The sequence below is a fragment of the Methylobacter sp. genome, from assembly GCF_023227905.1.
Classification (GTDB): domain Bacteria; phylum Pseudomonadota; class Gammaproteobacteria; order Methylococcales; family Methylomonadaceae; genus Methylobacter_A.
In genome coordinates, this window is record NZ_JALOCF010000075.1 from 1 (window position 1) to 15950 (window position 15950).

20 protein-coding genes are annotated in these 15950 nt (G+C 51.8%); all 20 read right to left on the reverse strand.

The window, feature by feature from the left end; genetic code table 11:
- Nucleotides 1-227: 227 nt before the first annotated feature.
- Nucleotides 228-446 carry a hypothetical protein gene (locus tag M0R47_RS19850; RefSeq protein WP_292558094.1) on the reverse strand — a complete coding sequence of 73 codons (219 nt, stop codon included), beginning with the start codon at nt 444-446 and terminating at the stop codon, nt 228-230.
- Nucleotides 447-759: 313 nt separating this feature from the next.
- Nucleotides 760-1269, reverse strand: coding sequence for a hypothetical protein (locus M0R47_RS19855; protein WP_292558095.1), 510 nt, complete (start codon nt 1267-1269; stop codon nt 760-762).
- 1 nt (nt 1270) lies between these two features.
- Nucleotides 1271-2290, reverse strand: coding sequence for a hypothetical protein (locus tag M0R47_RS19860; RefSeq protein ID WP_292558096.1), 1020 nt, complete (start codon nt 2288-2290; stop codon nt 1271-1273).
- A complete protein-coding gene (locus M0R47_RS19865) occupies nt 2283-2735 on the reverse strand; it encodes a hypothetical protein (RefSeq protein WP_292558097.1) in 453 nt (150 codons plus the stop codon). Before M0R47_RS19865 ends, M0R47_RS19860 begins: the two co-directional genes overlap by 8 nt.
- The gene (locus M0R47_RS19870) at nt 2736-3776 is read right to left on the reverse strand and encodes a hypothetical protein (protein ID WP_292558098.1); all 1041 of its coding nucleotides are present in this window, start codon (nt 3774-3776) and stop codon (nt 2736-2738) included.
- Nucleotides 3776-4795: a hypothetical protein gene (locus tag M0R47_RS19875; protein ID WP_292558099.1), complete on the reverse strand. Its 1020-nt coding sequence runs from the start codon at nt 4793-4795 to the stop codon at nt 3776-3778. The genes M0R47_RS19870 and M0R47_RS19875 overlap by 1 nt, the downstream gene beginning before the upstream one ends.
- 13 nt (nt 4796-4808) lie before the next feature.
- Complete coding sequence (locus tag M0R47_RS19880; RefSeq protein ID WP_292558100.1) at nt 4809-5189, reverse strand: hypothetical protein; 381 nt, start codon at nt 5187-5189, stop codon at nt 4809-4811.
- A 2-nt stretch (nt 5190-5191) separates the two neighbouring features.
- Nucleotides 5192-6721, reverse strand: coding sequence for a hypothetical protein (locus tag M0R47_RS19885; RefSeq protein ID WP_292558101.1), 1530 nt, complete (start codon nt 6719-6721; stop codon nt 5192-5194).
- Nucleotides 6721-10197: a tape measure protein gene (locus tag M0R47_RS19890; RefSeq protein ID WP_292558102.1), complete on the reverse strand. Its 3477-nt coding sequence runs from the start codon at nt 10195-10197 to the stop codon at nt 6721-6723. The genes M0R47_RS19885 and M0R47_RS19890 overlap by 1 nt, the downstream gene beginning before the upstream one ends.
- Nucleotides 10198-10294: 97 nt before the next feature.
- Nucleotides 10295-11059, reverse strand: a complete 765-nt coding sequence (locus M0R47_RS19895; RefSeq protein WP_292558103.1) for a hypothetical protein — start codon at nt 11057-11059, stop codon at nt 10295-10297.
- Between the two features lie 2 nt (nt 11060-11061).
- Nucleotides 11062-11244 carry a hypothetical protein gene (locus M0R47_RS19900; RefSeq protein ID WP_292558104.1) on the reverse strand — a complete coding sequence of 61 codons (183 nt, stop codon included), beginning with the start codon at nt 11242-11244 and terminating at the stop codon, nt 11062-11064.
- 35 nt (nt 11245-11279) lie between these two features.
- Nucleotides 11280-11738 (reverse strand): hypothetical protein, encoded by a 459-nt coding sequence (locus tag M0R47_RS19905; protein WP_292558105.1) that lies wholly within the window; start codon nt 11736-11738, stop codon nt 11280-11282.
- Between the two features lie 183 nt (nt 11739-11921).
- Nucleotides 11922-12308, reverse strand: coding sequence for a hypothetical protein (locus tag M0R47_RS19910; protein WP_292558106.1), 387 nt, complete (start codon nt 12306-12308; stop codon nt 11922-11924).
- 10 nt (nt 12309-12318) lie between these two features.
- Entirely contained in the window at nt 12319-13155 is an 837-nt protein-coding gene (locus M0R47_RS19915) for a phage tail protein (protein ID WP_292558107.1), read from the reverse strand.
- Between the two features lies 1 nt (nt 13156).
- Complete coding sequence (locus tag M0R47_RS19920) at nt 13157-13948, reverse strand: hypothetical protein (protein WP_292558108.1); 792 nt, start codon at nt 13946-13948, stop codon at nt 13157-13159.
- An 8-nt stretch (nt 13949-13956) separates the two neighbouring features.
- Nucleotides 13957-14349 (reverse strand): hypothetical protein, encoded by a 393-nt coding sequence (locus M0R47_RS19925; RefSeq protein ID WP_292558109.1) that lies wholly within the window; start codon nt 14347-14349, stop codon nt 13957-13959.
- Nucleotides 14350-14352: 3 nt separating this feature from the next.
- Complete coding sequence (locus tag M0R47_RS19930; protein ID WP_292558110.1) at nt 14353-14676, reverse strand: hypothetical protein; 324 nt, start codon at nt 14674-14676, stop codon at nt 14353-14355.
- A complete protein-coding gene (locus tag M0R47_RS19935; RefSeq protein WP_292558111.1) occupies nt 14676-15107 on the reverse strand; it encodes a DUF1320 domain-containing protein in 432 nt (143 codons plus the stop codon). Before M0R47_RS19935 ends, M0R47_RS19930 begins: the two co-directional genes overlap by 1 nt.
- A gap of 76 nt (nt 15108-15183) precedes the next feature.
- The gene (locus M0R47_RS19940) at nt 15184-15618 is read right to left on the reverse strand and encodes a hypothetical protein (protein ID WP_292558112.1); all 435 of its coding nucleotides are present in this window, start codon (nt 15616-15618) and stop codon (nt 15184-15186) included.
- Between the two features lie 2 nt (nt 15619-15620).
- A partial coding sequence (locus M0R47_RS19945) for a hypothetical protein (protein WP_292558113.1) occupies nt 15621-15950 on the reverse strand: 330 nt, incomplete at its 5' end.

The following is a 15950-nucleotide window of genomic DNA, read 5'->3' on the forward strand; positions in this document are numbered from 1 at the left end:
AAAACACCAGCATGCCGCGAGTCATGCCTTTGGGTATGCCCTGCGCCTCAAGATAACGGTGGAGATACCTGGCGGCGACGAAGAACACAATCGTGGATATAATCAGGTTCCATGCGGAAGGTAAGGTGATGCGCCGCGCGATATTTGACATGGGTTTAGTGAGATATTTGCCCCGCTAGCAGATTGCGTAATTATATATTTAATTGCGCATTACGAAACAATCTAAATCAAACCGCCTCAACCACACTAGCCTTTGGTGCCAGCGTGGCCACTCCATTTACTACAGTGACCTGATCCCCTAACGACAACTTAACGGTAGACACCGCATCAATACCCCCAGCTCTTGTAGCCAGCTTTACCGATAGACCGTTAACCGCCGTCACCACCGCCAGCCCATCAGGCCTTGGAGCTAATGCAGCCTTGATAATCTCTAATGCGCTACTCATAGCGACTGCCTAAGTTTGACTTGGCAATCCATTGTCAGTGTAGGATTAGCGCCTTCAGACAATTTAATCGAAATCGATATACCAGTTAGCTTCGACCGGACAGGCGCTGACGCCGTAATGTCGGGCGAATCAACCAACTGCCCAAGCATCATGCCCGGCCTAAATATGATCTCCCCGTTATGTTCAGTGACAGCGTGAGCGTGGGCATTCATTTCAGCGCGGCCTCTGACTATCAGCATATCATCTGATAACAGTGGGGCCACAATAGGCTGGCCAGTACGATCACCAGGGCCACGGTAAACTTCAACGTCCATTACGCCGCCACCTCACCTTTAATTAGAACCAGGATGCTGAAATCCACCTCGCCGTTAACCGACATAGGGGATGCCAGTGCGCCGATTGTAGCAGTGGCATTATAAGTAATGGACAACACACCAACCCCCATCGTTGGCACTGAAACGGTCTTGCCGTCGACACCGACAACAGGTGCTCCAAGATCTCGCCCCAGCCATTTGTACGACACAATACTATCAGCAGGTACATTGAGAGTGGCCGCAGCTACATCGGCAAAACTTAGCTCATCCGTATGTTGAACAGATACAGTGCCACCATAGCTAAAACTACCAGCCGAGGTTTGCGCCGGAACCAGTGCGACATTGGCCGATTTATAAACCAACACATAAGCAATCGAGCCAGGGATAAATGAGCTTCTCCCTGAGTTTAATCCAGCTGCTCTTGAATCAACCTCTGCGGACAAATGCGCGTTTGCGGCCGCTGCTGCATCCGGATTAGTAAATTTTACCGTAATCGTTGCCGATGTCATATTATGCGTCTACCAATAAAAATTGAACTTCCTCAGCCAGCGCCAGGGACACATCCCAATCCGTTGTCTGCACCGTATAAGTTACGGCAGCTAGACTATAGCCGCCGTTTGATGCTGTGGCGCTTGTGCCATCGACAGTAATTATGCCTAAATCGGTATGTTGCCAAACGTAACCGGTCAGCGCCAACGCCGGATATTTCAGCGTAGCCTTACCGTCGATAAACTCAATCACTTCCGACTCAGTGCGAATAACCACACCCTTGCTGACGATAACTGTTTCGGCCGCGCCGGTATGCACTAGACCGACGGCTCTTTGTGTTGACAAATACGCCCGGATTAAAGCCTTTTCCGGGTTAGTCTTATCCGCTATCCCCTCAAGCCGGTCAGCGTTGCCCGACTGCGCCACCGTAGAATTACTAATAATTACCCGGTTGAAGCCTTTAGCCGGTGCATCGATAGAGCCGACCGTCACCCAATCATTATCATTAAAATACTGATCGACCGCAGCCGTTGCATAATCCGGCACGTTGACAGGATCTCGTAACCGACAATTTATATCGCCATTCGGAAAACTCTCGATCACCCCACCAACTGCTTCGACAATCGCCTTTGCAGCCTGCAGCGGCGTCACATTTGCCATTGATAGCGCACCGGCGGGAATTATCCAGGTTGGCAGACTCCAGGTCACAGCACTACTTAGAATGGCTTCTACCGCCGTACACGCATCAACCGCTCCTGCGTAATGGAATGTTTGCTCTGCTGCCCAAGGGGCATCCATAAAGCCCAGCGGCGACATGGCGCTGATCGTGTAATCTTCTACGCCCGATTCCCGGTGAATGTTGCGGCTGTCGACGCGTAATTTGTAGACCTCGCCTAAGACTTCAAGCTCTATTGCGTCGCCCCGCGAGGTACGCGCATAACTGGCCCGGTCCGCTAAGGTAAAATCGGCCAGCCAAACCGATTGCCCCTCATCACAGCTGACATGGGCGGACGTATAGCCCGTGGGGATTAAATTAGCCATGCGTTGTGCTCAACCTGAAAGTACCCGTCTGCACATGACCAACCTGATCCTGTAACTGTCCGTAAACGATACTACAATGGGCTGACAGTTGAACGGGGGTGTCTATAGCGTAGACGATACTGCGCCTGGCTGAAATATCAGTAATCCCGCCGTAGACAATACCGCAGCGGGCCGATAGCGTAGCGTAATCACTGTACACTATGCGGCATCGAGCCGACAACTCGACAACGGGCATGGAGCCACCAACAACCTCGCATCGGGTTTCGAGTAAATCCCCATGACTAACGCCACAGCGAGTTTCCAGTAAGTCACCGTAAGCAAAACCACAGCGAGTTTCGAGTAAATCACCGTAATCTACTCTACTCCTAGACGACAAGGGTGTCGTCGTTGGCGCTGATGAGCCATTGATAGCAACAGCATTGATCAAGTGGCCATTAATCAGCATTTAGAGGTGATCCGGCAGCTCAACAAAAAAACCGCGAACAAAAAACCTGCCAACACAGCGCCCGGTCGTTGATGCTGTCGTCAATGTGAATCGTAACGACTCCGCATTAGTGACGGCAAGATTTACCGCCGGCGGCCATGTGCAAAACTCGTTGGGGTTTGACACATCTACGACAGCATTACTGACGTATCTATCGACTTCTGCTGCGGTGCCTACTGATACATTAATTAAAGTTAAGGGACCCACAACGGCAATGTGGCTAATGAAACCAAATAATGTGGGCACAAAAATAGACCCCGCTGGTGGGCTTTGCATAAAGTATCCCACTGAGGGATCTTGCTGTATCCATGTGATATCTTGATCGTAAGTTACTTCCCCCCAAGTGGGTTCTGTCATCCCAGAGGCGCAAACTTGCTTACGTGTAAGAATGCTGGGGTTGTCCGGCATAACGGCTCTATACTGATACCCATCGGGGGTTGTTGGCTGCACAATGGAGCCATGGGTATAATCCGCAGCGGCTAACCACGTAGCGGGTATCCCCAAGTCAAAATAAGGGGAGCACATGACCGTTTCGGGGGCTTGACTATACAGCTCATCCGCATCGTTCCCATCGTCCATTTTTACACAGGGGAATGCGCCGATCATGATAGTCGACGCTATCCTGTTCGCGCCCGCATTCAACGATAGGGAATCTGCAGCGATTGAACCTGACGTATCGATGCCTTGCCCTGATGCGCTAAGCGTACCTGCTGTAATGCGCATCTCTAATTTTGTGTCGGTAATCCAGGAGCGGGCAGCAGAGTCCTCGACATCGAACCCTCTTAATACTGTCAAAGTCCCAGATGCCGTATCATTGCTGGAAACACGTATTATTTCTACAGTTTCCGGGATTTGCCCGTCAGTTAATGTCGCTAAAAAATATTGCCCGATTGAGGGGGTAGGAAACTGACTTGAATCCACTAAAACTATTGACGTATCGACGGGGGTAATGGCCCCGTCCAAATACCCCACTGCATTATTTTTGAATAATAGTGTATCCATTACGCGCTCTCTCCTCGAATAGCAATGCCACCCACATTATTTGCGAGCGTGCCGGTCCCGGCAGGGATGCGCTGCCGGATCAAGATAGGCAAACAGGCCTGCGTGGTATTAAACGTGATGGTGTCCCCCGCGGTGAAAGTGCCGCCCCAAGCAGACGATAAGATGCTAAAAAATGGCGTTGATGTTGATGGGTTACTAGCCGAGTAATCCGCCCCCACCGTGCCAGAGCTCGCCAGGCCCCCAGTGACCGCCCCTGATACCGAAAAGGTTGTAGCGTTACTAAATGTTAACGTCCACGCCTCGTTGACAGAACCCTTGCTGGGGACAGTAAGATTCCCCGTTATGCCGTACGCCAGCGTCCCTGCTGCACTTGTCACGACGGCTGTATTGAAAGCACCGGCAACCTGGGCAACTTCAAGGACCCCACTGACAACCGTTGGTGTAGCCGCTAAATAGGCATTAGCCAGGGGGTGCCCTGTAAAGGTCAGTGTAGCGGTTGCGCCGGTAATCGATACCGCACTTAACGGCGCAAACTCCTCCGTACCCACCCCTCCGCCTACCGGTATGTTTGAGACGCGTATCATCATCCCGACACGGAACGGAAGCAATGTAGCGTAGTCAGCGTGTTCGCACGCTACAATGACGGACTCTGCCCCTGCTGACGCGTTACCAGCTAACACGCCGACCCCATACAATAAGGCTTCGTCCTTATCAGTTGCTTCCGTTCCTGTCGCTGTCGCCGCTTGGAACAATAAGTAGTCATCCTGGTTAGTCTTTTGGTCCAGGTACACCCTGACGTTATTTGCCGGCGTAGCAGTATTTGAATTAATAAACCAAAACAGCTTACGCCAGCGTGTGCCCCCCGATAATCTCTCGGCGACGCTGGAATCAGGGAATACGTTGTTCTTAACCCCGCTGACAGCCTGGGTATGCGCCATCCTTCCCCCATTTTGCGCGGGCACGGTATCGGAATTTAGGGTGGATCGATTGAGTATGAAATCTGTGCTGGCTAAGGCCATGATATTTCCCTTTTTAAACAGTAATTAAATTAAGCGTAATCCGGTAGAGATCATCCGGTGCCGGGTTGGCAATATCTTTGACCGGCTCAGCGGCGAACGCCTGGCCGTCGTGATGTCTAAACATCACCTGAAACGATTCATCACGCAATACCAGCGGCATAACCAACCCAGCCTGTTCGGCGGAGGCTTGTAACAGCAACACTGTAGCGCGGGTGACAAATGCCCCGTCATCCCAAGATCGCAAGCTGATTGGCAAACCCTTACTGCGATTGATCGCGATGATGTGCGGCGCTGCATCCAGCGTAGTTTTCAGCTGCTGAATGACTCGCGGGGCGAATTCATCCAACAATTGAATGTCGTTGGGCAAAGGAATGCCATTTAAAGATGTATTCATGGCTATGTGTTGTAATATCCAGGATAAATATCAGCCGGCAGGTCTGGAACGGGTGATAAGCAGGGGTAGTTTGGATCATAGTTTGGGTGCCATCCCAGGGAAATTGCCCCGTGAATGACTACATCTAGCCTATTCCCTACTTCAACATGCTGATTAAATACATGGCTGCTGGGTGTAGACAGCTTATATCCGTTACCCTCTACTGCACTTTGGTATCTTGCAGAGTGATCTTCAATGACAGGTGCATAAAATGCCTGTTGGCTGTATACCCGACTCCTATCGAATATTTCTAAGTGAATCATAGGGTCTGAGGTGGGCGAGTTGCCTATAAGATGGCCCCCCGTGTCATACTTATTAATTACGTAGGTATCCATGCCTGTAGGTACCTCTCCTACTGGAGCGAGTAGGTATGCGTGCCACCCCAGAAAATAGTTACTGAGGTCGTAAAATGACACTCGCACAGCCTGTAATTCAATCTGTAATTCTTCAATCGGCACCGAGACTTGGTAATAAAACGACTCATGCAACGATTTAAGACCTGGCGGCCCATACGACGGCGGAGTGCTGCCGGCAGCGTTTGCCCACACAGCAAAATCATAATCACCGCCATCCACGCGCACTTGTTGTACCTTGTTATCCAACTTATACAAGGTGCCAAACGCGTAGCCGGTAATAAAATAGTATACATCCACCGTGCCGCTGACATCACAACTCGCACCCAGCCCAGGAAAATACACCGTGGCATTGACATCAGCAAGAGCGCCATTGTTAAAGCCATCATCGTAGTCGATCTCGTTCTGGATAATTTGGCCGTCAGGCAGAACGACGCGCCGCTGTATAATGAAGCTAAAGAACGACTCGACCGCATTAAAGCTGGCCACCAAACTATCCGGAATTGTCATCGACATACCCTCCGGCACAGCAATATACGGGATAAGATTTGCGTCTATCGACACCAGGTTACTTGCATTAACCTGTATGCTGGGGCGCATCGGCAGGGTTGGGTATGTGGGCTGGGTATAGAATGCGCTGGAGTCGGACATCACCCAGTTCGTAGCATAGTTGTAGTCCAACTGGATAGATCCCAGCCTATAAAACGCTTTCCAGTCTAATGCTTGATCTTGCGCCAGCGTCTCGGGACTGAACGGTACGCTCAGTTGCGCGGACGGTCCGACGCTGACTGGGGTTATTCCTCCTGATGAGCTACCGCCGTCGAGTTTAGTCTGTACAACCAGCTTAAAACTCGGTTCAACCACCGGCGCAAGAAAAGCTGATGCGCCACCGGCCATGCAGACAGCATAGGCTGATTGTGCGGCATTACTGATTGAGTTACTGCGGCCAACCGCATACGCTTCGGCGTAGCCGTTGATTAAACCGCCGCCTTGCTGTGCCCAGTAAGCCCGCTGTGCGATCGTAAACGGAGCAATCCATGCTGTTTGTGGGTCTGAATCATAAGCAGCCGTCGCCTTGGCGAAATCCTCGCCAAAGTCGCAGTGTTTGAAATTAATTAAAGCGGTGACTTGCTGAGACATCAGCTTACCCTAGCCAAACTGCGCAGCTCTACCGCTAATTCGCGCGCAGCGCTACGGGAGCCTTGCAGCGTTACGTTTTTTGAGCCGAAGTTAAAGTTTAGATTGATCGTTTCGCCCTGGGGAGACGGTAACAGCCCGGCGGCGTTTGGCGAGGTATTTGCATCCCCGACCGCACCGCCGATGGAATAGCCAGGCGCAACAGGGAGCTGCTTGTTGTTCAGGGCGTTCATAAAATTAACGCCGTAATGCTGTACCGCTTCGGTTTTAATGACAAACTCGCCATTGCTGGCCATGACCGGTACATCGTCGGACGTGCCGGTTCCTGGACCGGTGATAGCGCCGATCACGCGTCTAAAGGTTTGAGCCGCTACCCGACCACCGGTGGCAAGATGTTGAATCAGCCCGCCGGTCGCATTGTTTTCTACTTTATTAACATAGACGGTATGGGTGCTGAAGGTATTCTGCTTAATCTCATTAATACTTTTAAAAACCGCCTCAAAGTCCGGATTGACCGCATGAACGGCAGAGGTAGGTGAGGATAATTTTTCGTCGATGCGCGCCTTCATTGACTCTAACGAGGCAACCGCATCCGAGGTATCCACACCCACCGGTACCGCCGTTAAAAACGCGATCGATTTACGCAATTCTTCCTGGATTTTTGCCAGATCCTCATCGCGCATCTTGTCGAACGCGACCACAGCCGGAACAGTGATCTTAGCCTCGGCCAGTTTGGCCTGCAGGGCGGCGATTTCGGCATCGGCATTAAGCGGATCCGCTTTGATCTTGACCGTCAGCTCTTTAGCCGCTGTCAGTGCGGCCAGCTTGTCCATTTCGACTTGCGCAGCAGTCGCATCGATCGATAACTTTACTTGAGCCTTGCTGTTTACATCCGCAATCGTCCTATCCAGTTCGCCTTTAAAATCGGCCAATCCTGACTTAGCGCCATCCAGCGATGCCGCGACGCTTTTTGCCTGCGCCAGCTGAGCATTACCCAGTCCTGACAGCGCGCTATCGGCCAGCGCCGCCGACTCCTTGATCTGCTCAATGGATTTAGCAATAGCAGTATTTTCGCTAATCGCCTCTTTACGCTGGGTTTTACCTTGCCCGTCTTTGGACACATTATCGACCGCATGAGCTGTGCTCTCGGCCAGACGTATTGCCTCATCGGCAAACTTTTTGGCATCGGTAAAGTTGCCTTCCAAAATGGCTTTTTTTGCAGCGGCTTGTTTTTCGTCGATCTGTTTTTGCTGGTCGGCATAGGCCTGCACATCGCCCATGCCTTTTTGCTGCAAGGCGCGGACTTTATCCTCAACGCTGCGCGATAGGTTTTCGCGCTCTTCAGCGGTATGGCGGACGGCATCTAATAAACGATGCTCCTCACTGATCATGTTATCAACCGATGCCTGATAGGCGATGACCACCGTTTGCAGGCTGCCGATGCGCGCCTCAGCACCCTGCTGTTCCAATGCCGAAATATCACCACCCGCCTTCCGGGCTAATTCAATAGCCTTGCCGTAGGTTTCATCCCAGGTTTGATCCAACTGGATTTTGGTATTCAGGGCCGCGGCGGTTTTTTCAAACTCGGCGGCAATGACCGCCTGGGTAGTTTCGGCTATTTTTTGCTTTTCGCTGGTGGCCACGTAGTCGATCGCATAAAGACGGTCTTTTAGAGCGGCGTCGATCTGTGTGCTTTGCACCTCGAATGCAGTAGTGATGGCCTTGGCTGCATCATCATAGGGCTTGACCATAGCTTCAGAGTGGGTAATTGCTGCGCCCTTCGCTTTGGTCAATGCCGCATCAATGCCTTCGGCCATACTGTTGGCTGATGTTTTCAGTTTGTCGAAAATTGATGGCACCGGCGCGGTATCGACTCGGCCTATAGCTGCGCGAGTCTCTTCAAAACTGGCATCAATCTTTTTTAATTCCTCGCCGAATTTATGCCAATTTTCAAACGATGGATGCGCCAACGCTTCGCCAAACGCGACAATCTTAGCGATATTGTGGGCGGCATTCGCACCTGCGACCTGAACCCATTCAAATTGCCGTGCCCATTCGCCGATTGCGACGCCAACCTCAGCAGCAGCGACCAACGGTATACCCCAGCTGATAGCCTTTACTGCTTTCGCAAACAATGTAACTGGAACCGTAGCGGCAGCAGCAGCCTCTCCTTGAGCCAGAGTAGCTGCAGCCTGCGCCTCTTGCGCAGCGACCAGTTCCGTATTCATCCGCGCATTACTGGCACTCAAAGCAGCCAAGTCTGTAAGGATAGCCGCGCGGGCGATCTCAGCCGCTGTCAGGCTGGTAGTAGCTTGTGTTAGTAACCAGGTTGTAGTGGTAGTTTGAACGGTCGCCTCAAGAGCCGCTATGGTAGCGCGGGTCTGTGCGATAGAGGCATTGGTTGCCGCTAATTTAGCCAGCGCCTCGCCCCTGGCTAAAACAATGACCTCCTGAGTGGCGATTATCTCAGCCTCTCGGGCCGCTGTTGCTGTAGCAATGGCCGCCGCTTCAGCACTAGCTGCAGCGGCGGCCGTTGCAGCTACCTCGGTCGCCGCCACCGTTGCGGCTCTTGCTGCCAGCATGGACTCGGCATAAAGGACAAGGCCTTTGAGCTTATTGGCACCGAACGCGACCAGCAGCACCTCACCGGCGCGGACGGTCAAGGTAACCAGACCGTCTAAATGATCAGTTATAAATTCAATACCGCCCGCAATGCTATGCGTGGCATCGTTTGCATCTTTTGATTTGCCGACGTACTGTAAAAGCTTATTTTCCAGCCTTGTCCACACTCCACCGACCGTAATATCCAGCGTAGCGTACTCTCTGGCCAATACATCTTTTTGCGACAGCAGTGCGGCGGTAACTCGCTCTGACGACAACTCCCCCGCCTCGGCCATTACTCGCAATTTTGTGATAGGGACGTCCAGTCCATCCGCTATAGCCTGCATTAACCGCGGCGCGACTTCATTTACTGAGTTATACTCATCGCCGCGAAATACAAGACTTTGAAGCGCTTGGGTAAACTGTTCGATGCCACCTACAGATGCGGCCGCCGATGCGCCGGATAACTTAAAGGCTTGTGCGGTTGCTTCTGTTATCTGGAGCGCTTGCGTTTGCGTACCCCCTAACGCCCTCATGGCTGACTGGGTCTTGGCGTATAGTCCAGCTATCGCTGTCAGCGCCGTGCGCGTCCGTTGCGCTATATTAAAATCCTCGGTCTGCGCCTGCGTATATTCAGCGACAGATCGAGTGGCAACCTTGATTTTTCCGGATAACTCAATGTACTTGTCAGACAAATCAACTAGGTTTCCAATGCCCCCCTTAATCGCGACAAAGCTGAATAGCCCGATCATCAGCGTCTTAACGCGATCGATCTCTTGGCCAATGCCGTTGACGTGTTGGCGGGCAGTATCCAGCCCACGACTGGCTTCGTCTTGCAGCCTTAAAATTATTTTAGCAACGAGCGAGGTGTCAGCCATGAAAGAACCTGAGAAACATGCTTACATCCCTGTTAACCTGGATACCGGCAATCCCTGCCGGTATGACGTTAAACGTTCGTACGGCGCGCCCTGCAAATTACGCAGACTGCCACTTCTTAATGCGATAAGGATTGTTGCTGCCCTGTTGTGTCACCATAAACCCCGACAAATCCAACTCGGAGAATTTATCCGACATAAAATCAACCGGTGAACTGGGCGTCAGATGCGCCTCGTCAATTTCGATTTCGACATTTTCGCCGTCTGCCTTATTAACCCCATCAATCAGAATATAGGCGACAACCTCGGTCGTAGTCGCTGCGACGGTTGCAAACCCTGAATAAGCCGCACAGGCATAATCAATATGCAATGACTCGGCGTTGGTCATAGACCCTGTTGACAGCGGCTGAATCATGCCCACCGCGTAATTTACGGTATAGTCCGTGCCTTCAACATAAGTCACCAAATCAGTAGCCGTATCGGTTACCACCACGGATCCGGCGGTAATATTGCGGTTAACCAGTTTTACAAAGCAATCCAGCTTTGCCGCAATAACCTCATTAGTCACCGTTTGCGCACCGCCGCTTAATACCGACGATTCGCCCATCATGGCGATGGCCATCATTTTTGAGTTAAATGCCGAGAATTTCAGCTTTAGCTCTGCCGGTTCCTGCGTTGATGCCACAGCGGTTACCTGTCCCTCGGTTGCCCGATCCTTCGAGATTTGCGTAATCACTTTTGCTTTAGGCGTGACATTAAAATCGATCACCCCCGGCACTTGTTTCAGGCCCTGGGATACACCATTGATTTTGGTATTAATATAGACGGTGCCTTTGATCTGTAGTGCGCCAGTTACTTCAGTCATAATTATTTAACTCCAGCTGATTTAGGCGCTACAACGCCACGGTTGCGCAACCAGTTAGCTTGCGCCTCGGTTACGTTGATTTTGTCGCCCAGCTTGCAGGGCTGGCCACCGTGCGTATGTGGCATTAATAGCGTCACCTCAATGGTGGTCGCGGGTTTTTCGGTTTTTTCGGGTAGTTCAGCCATGGGGCCACTCCTGATGATTAATGGATTGTTGAATTTCACAGCGGCACGGCGCTGCCGGTGGTGATGACTTTCGTTGAAAACAGCGCTGGAAGATGTGCAAACCCGTTATCGTCCGTGGCGCGGTAGGGGGATTTTTGCCGGTACAACTCGCCGTGATCCGGCGATAATAGGAATCCTTGCAACGCAACCAACGCGTTCAGAAGAATCAGCCCGGCATCCTGCCGGGCTGAATTACCGGCATCAGCAACATTTTTCGCGGACACAATGATTAGCCAGAATTGCTCACTGCTTTGAACCTTGCCGCGCTGAGACTGGCCGCCTTGACCAACGACAGGCACATCATCAAAAAAAATCACATTGACCGAGCCGTCCAGGGCATTTTTAGTCACCCACGCAGGAGACGGCGCAGGGCGGATTTTATTCGCGTCGGCAACCTGCTCATCAACCAGACGCTGAATAATCAGCCCGGATGCAGAGAGGAAATTACCGAGCACAGGGCAGCGCTCCGCAGAGGCGCATAGCGTCGCTGCTTAGGTGTAATTGATTGAGTGAATTATAAAATTTCATGCTGCAATGATATTGCAGCAGAGTGGGGTGATGTATCCGAAGCGCTTCGGAAGAGGCGGAATATTGTAAGGGGAAAATGGGCGGATGACGTCCGCCCGGAATGAGACTATTTAAACCGGCTGATTAAAATTAAACGTCAGCGCGGGGATACTAACGGTATTGCCGGTTGTGACAACCTGATCGGTGGTCTCATCAGTAACTGTCAGCACCTTACTGTTGGTATCATCCAGCAGCGCGAAATGAAGATTATCAGTGACTAAACTTGCCGTCGTTGCCGTGGGGGCTTTAGCGGTTGATGTGACTTTGCGTCCAAGGGTGCCCTGATCGGCCAAGGTAAAATCGGTTGACGTGGTTGCCGCTGCGGCAACGATATTGCCGGTTACAGTCGCGTAGGAATCACCGGCCGTATAATTCTTGATTAGCGCTACGCGTTGGGTGTTGGTTTTAATCCTCGACAGACCGTTGTCCAGCACATCGGGATGATGATATTTGCTCATGGTTACCTCGTTATGTAATTGTGATTGCGTTAGTATCAGCCGTTGGGGTCATCGTAGACGCAGTGCCGACCAGCTGTTGTGTTTGTGTAATAGCAGCGACATTGGATATCGGTGTCATGCCTGCCGCAGACCCGGACAGCTGTTGTATTTGAGTGATGACATTTGTATCGGCCGTCGGCGTCATCAAGGTCTCAGCCGACTGCATACTCAATAGAGTCCCTGGCGTGTAATAGCTGTTTAAATTAACCGGGACTCCTGCGGAGGCCAGCGTTGCGCCGTTTAGGTCGATGGCGGCCGTTACCTCTCCAAAATCTGTCGCCTGGACGACATATTCATATTCCCATGATGTAGACGTAGCCGCTGATTGGCTAAGCAGGTATGTATTGGCACCGATAGTGACTGATAACTTCGGCGGACCGTTCGTCACGGTAACTGGATCCAGCATCTGCACAGCAAAATACAGTACGCTACCGGCTCCATTAAGGCTATGAATAGCGGCAGGCACATTAACGACAGATGGCGCTACAACGACATCATCGTATGTAGCCCGTATAATGTGCTGCAGCCCGGTGCTGCGCATACTCGGCAATGCAAACGTATTAACGCCGTCACCGCCATAACTATTACCCAGCACGGCAAACAGGTCAGGATAAGCACTAACAGATAATAACTGTGCCTGGCAAATTGCGAAACCGTTTGGAACTGTGCTAACTGGCCAGAGATACATCACCCCCACCATTGCTCCCAATCCCAGATTAGCGCGAGCCTCGGCCGCAGTCGTACCACCGGTGCCGCCCTCAGTAATCTTAACAGCCCTGTCCAGCGACTTTAAAACAGGGATACCCATGCTAAGCCTGGACTGTTACACGCATAGAGTTAAGCGCCGGTGCTGCGTCGAACAGCACCGTGACCGAATTCGTCCCGGTATGCTGCACTTCGGCAATTACCTGTCGCTTACTGCCCCCCACTTCACGAATATAGACCTGAACATCATCGGTGCCTAAATTATGCGTCACGGCAATGCTGGTAGCTGAGGCATCACCGATAGTGGTTGAGTAGCGCTTGGCACGGCCTGCATAGGTCGCCAATTTAAGCGGAGTCACAAAGCGAGCGTCATCCGTTCCGGTATCAGTCTCAGTCTGTGTCGCTATTTCGGCGATACCCGGCGTCGATTCACTGGCGCTGGGGGAGGCGGTACCGAAATCCGTCCAAATCACATCATTGGTATCGATAGTGCCGTTTACCTGAGTTTGTCGATAAGTCACCCCGGCGTCAGTACCTTCATCAACTGTCGTGACAGCCGACTCCAGATCGGCGAACGTAGCTGCGTCGGCAGCGCGGGTCAACGGTGTAGCCGCACCGTTCCAAATATAGATGCCGTTTTCAGCGACGGTCGTTTGAGCTTTTACCAGCACCCGGTCATTGATCGACATCGTAATGCCGTCAATGGTCGCACCTGGCGATGCAATGGTTACATCGACCTGTGACGCAACTCTAATGTTGTCTTTCCAGGCGATATTGGCAACAGCCGCATTAAGCTGCTCATAGGTTACCGGTTGACCCACCGCTACTGCAGCAGCAAGGTTAGTGAGGCGGTTGGCTCCGCCCAAATCAAAAACGGTATTAACTAAAATGGACATGTTTTTCCTTAAATTGCGATTGCGTAACCGGCTATCGGAGTATCGAAAGCGGCGATTGATTGGTTTACATTGATGTTCGTGACTTGACCTATAATCTGAGCACCTCCGGTGGTATAAAGTGACACGGACGCATGACGGCCGAAATTGTGATTAATCGTCCAAGTTACTGATGCGGCGGATTGTTGATGCTCATAGAACGAGCCGCTAAGACCGGGCGCGCCGACCAACGACGCCAGCCACTCCACTTCAGTACCGACAAATCCATCAGCCACTGCCGACTGATAGGCGCTAAGCCCAGGCGGCCCCTGTGATCCAGTCTCGACTATGACCGAATCCGGCGAGTCAACTTCGACAGTGATGATTTCCGGCTCATAGATAACAACGATTTCAGAGTCGATCACGGCCTAATACTCCAGAATCACCAAAGGCGCTGCCTCATAAACCTTCACCACTCCACTGGGGTATGTGATTCGAAATTTAAACGTGTAGGTTCCAGGAAGCCACGCGGCGGTGATTGTTTCGTCTACTTCCATTGACGCTTTACCCGCCGCACCATCAATAACGATTTCGGAATTAGCGGTGGACGCTGTGTGAATTAGCTCTTTTTTAGCATTACGCAACTGCAACGTGGCCGTAGCGCCAGTCAGGTTAATAAGGCGTTTCAGCTTGTCCTTTAGCGTCCATGAACGCAGCCACGTATCACCTCGATACAGCTTTGCAGCAGGCATTAATAATCAGCCAGCGCACTGCGGGTAAACACCCTGTCAGCATCGGTTTTGGTAAATTCAACATCGCCCGCGCCGCTGGCCGTCGGAACGGACAAACTACCCAAATCCAGATCGACCGTGCCTTTTACATACGCATCGAGCTTTTTAATAGCTCGCTCAAACGCCTCTTTGACCGGATCAGGCGCAGCGTTGACGTGCAAGAAAAAACGGGTTATATCCAGCCCCAGCACTAACAGATCTGCCGACGCATTCGCTAACGGTAATGCCCAGCCCTTAGCGCGCAATCGCTGATTGATCTCCGCATCGGATTTGACAATAGCCGCGTCCAGGATGGTTTCGTCAACCACGCCCGCGCCCTGGCGGTCGGTAAGCTGAATTAGCTCAGTCTCGCCAAATGCGGTGATTAAATCGAGCAATGTGCAGTAGGGCATGGGAATCCTGCATTAATAAATTGCGGGTAAAAGTTGGGCTGGAAAAGACCAGCCCAACCAACGTGGATAACGTGGATTAAACAGATGCGGCAGGTTTCTTTTTCGATTTTGCAGAAACGGCCCGGCCTGCTTCAGCGGCGGGATTATCATCTGCAACTACGACAATCATCCCTCCCGCCAGCAGCTGAACCAGATCGGCTTCGGCAATCTCGACATCATCCAGAGCTGTGCCCGGCGCATAATCGACGCCGTTGTAACTTAACGGAGCCAGTTCGCCGACTACGTAGCGAGGAGCAATATCAGTATCGGTTTTGTCGTTTTCATCACCGGAAGCGGTAAATTCGCCCACCCCGACCACGATCACATCCGCTTCAATCAATGCCGCCAATTCGAGTTCCGAGAACTCTTCCGCATCCAGTACATCACCAACCTTATAGTCGGTGCCGTTGTGCCGAATCCGGTCTGTCGCTACATAACCCTGTCCTGAACCTATTATTGAAGTGGCCGTCATGACTAAGCCACCGCATTATGAAAGTGATAACCGGCCTCTTTAGCGATTAACAGTTCTTTTAGCTGCTCGACTACCTTAACCGCCTGACCGCCTTTGACACCTCGGCTATCGTCCTGCCGGGTGCTGGTTGCACGGGTGCCCAGTTCGCCGGTCAGTGCAAAAAACGGCTCAACGAAACCCTGTACCGATTGCACATCACGCGAGATTTTCAGGAATGACGCATGGTTACCCCACAGCGGTTCCCGGTTGGACGCCTGCCCCTTTTTAGCCGTATTGGCAAAGGTTTCGCCGACATGAATTTCATCCAGCTCCAACAAATCCGCTACCGCCTG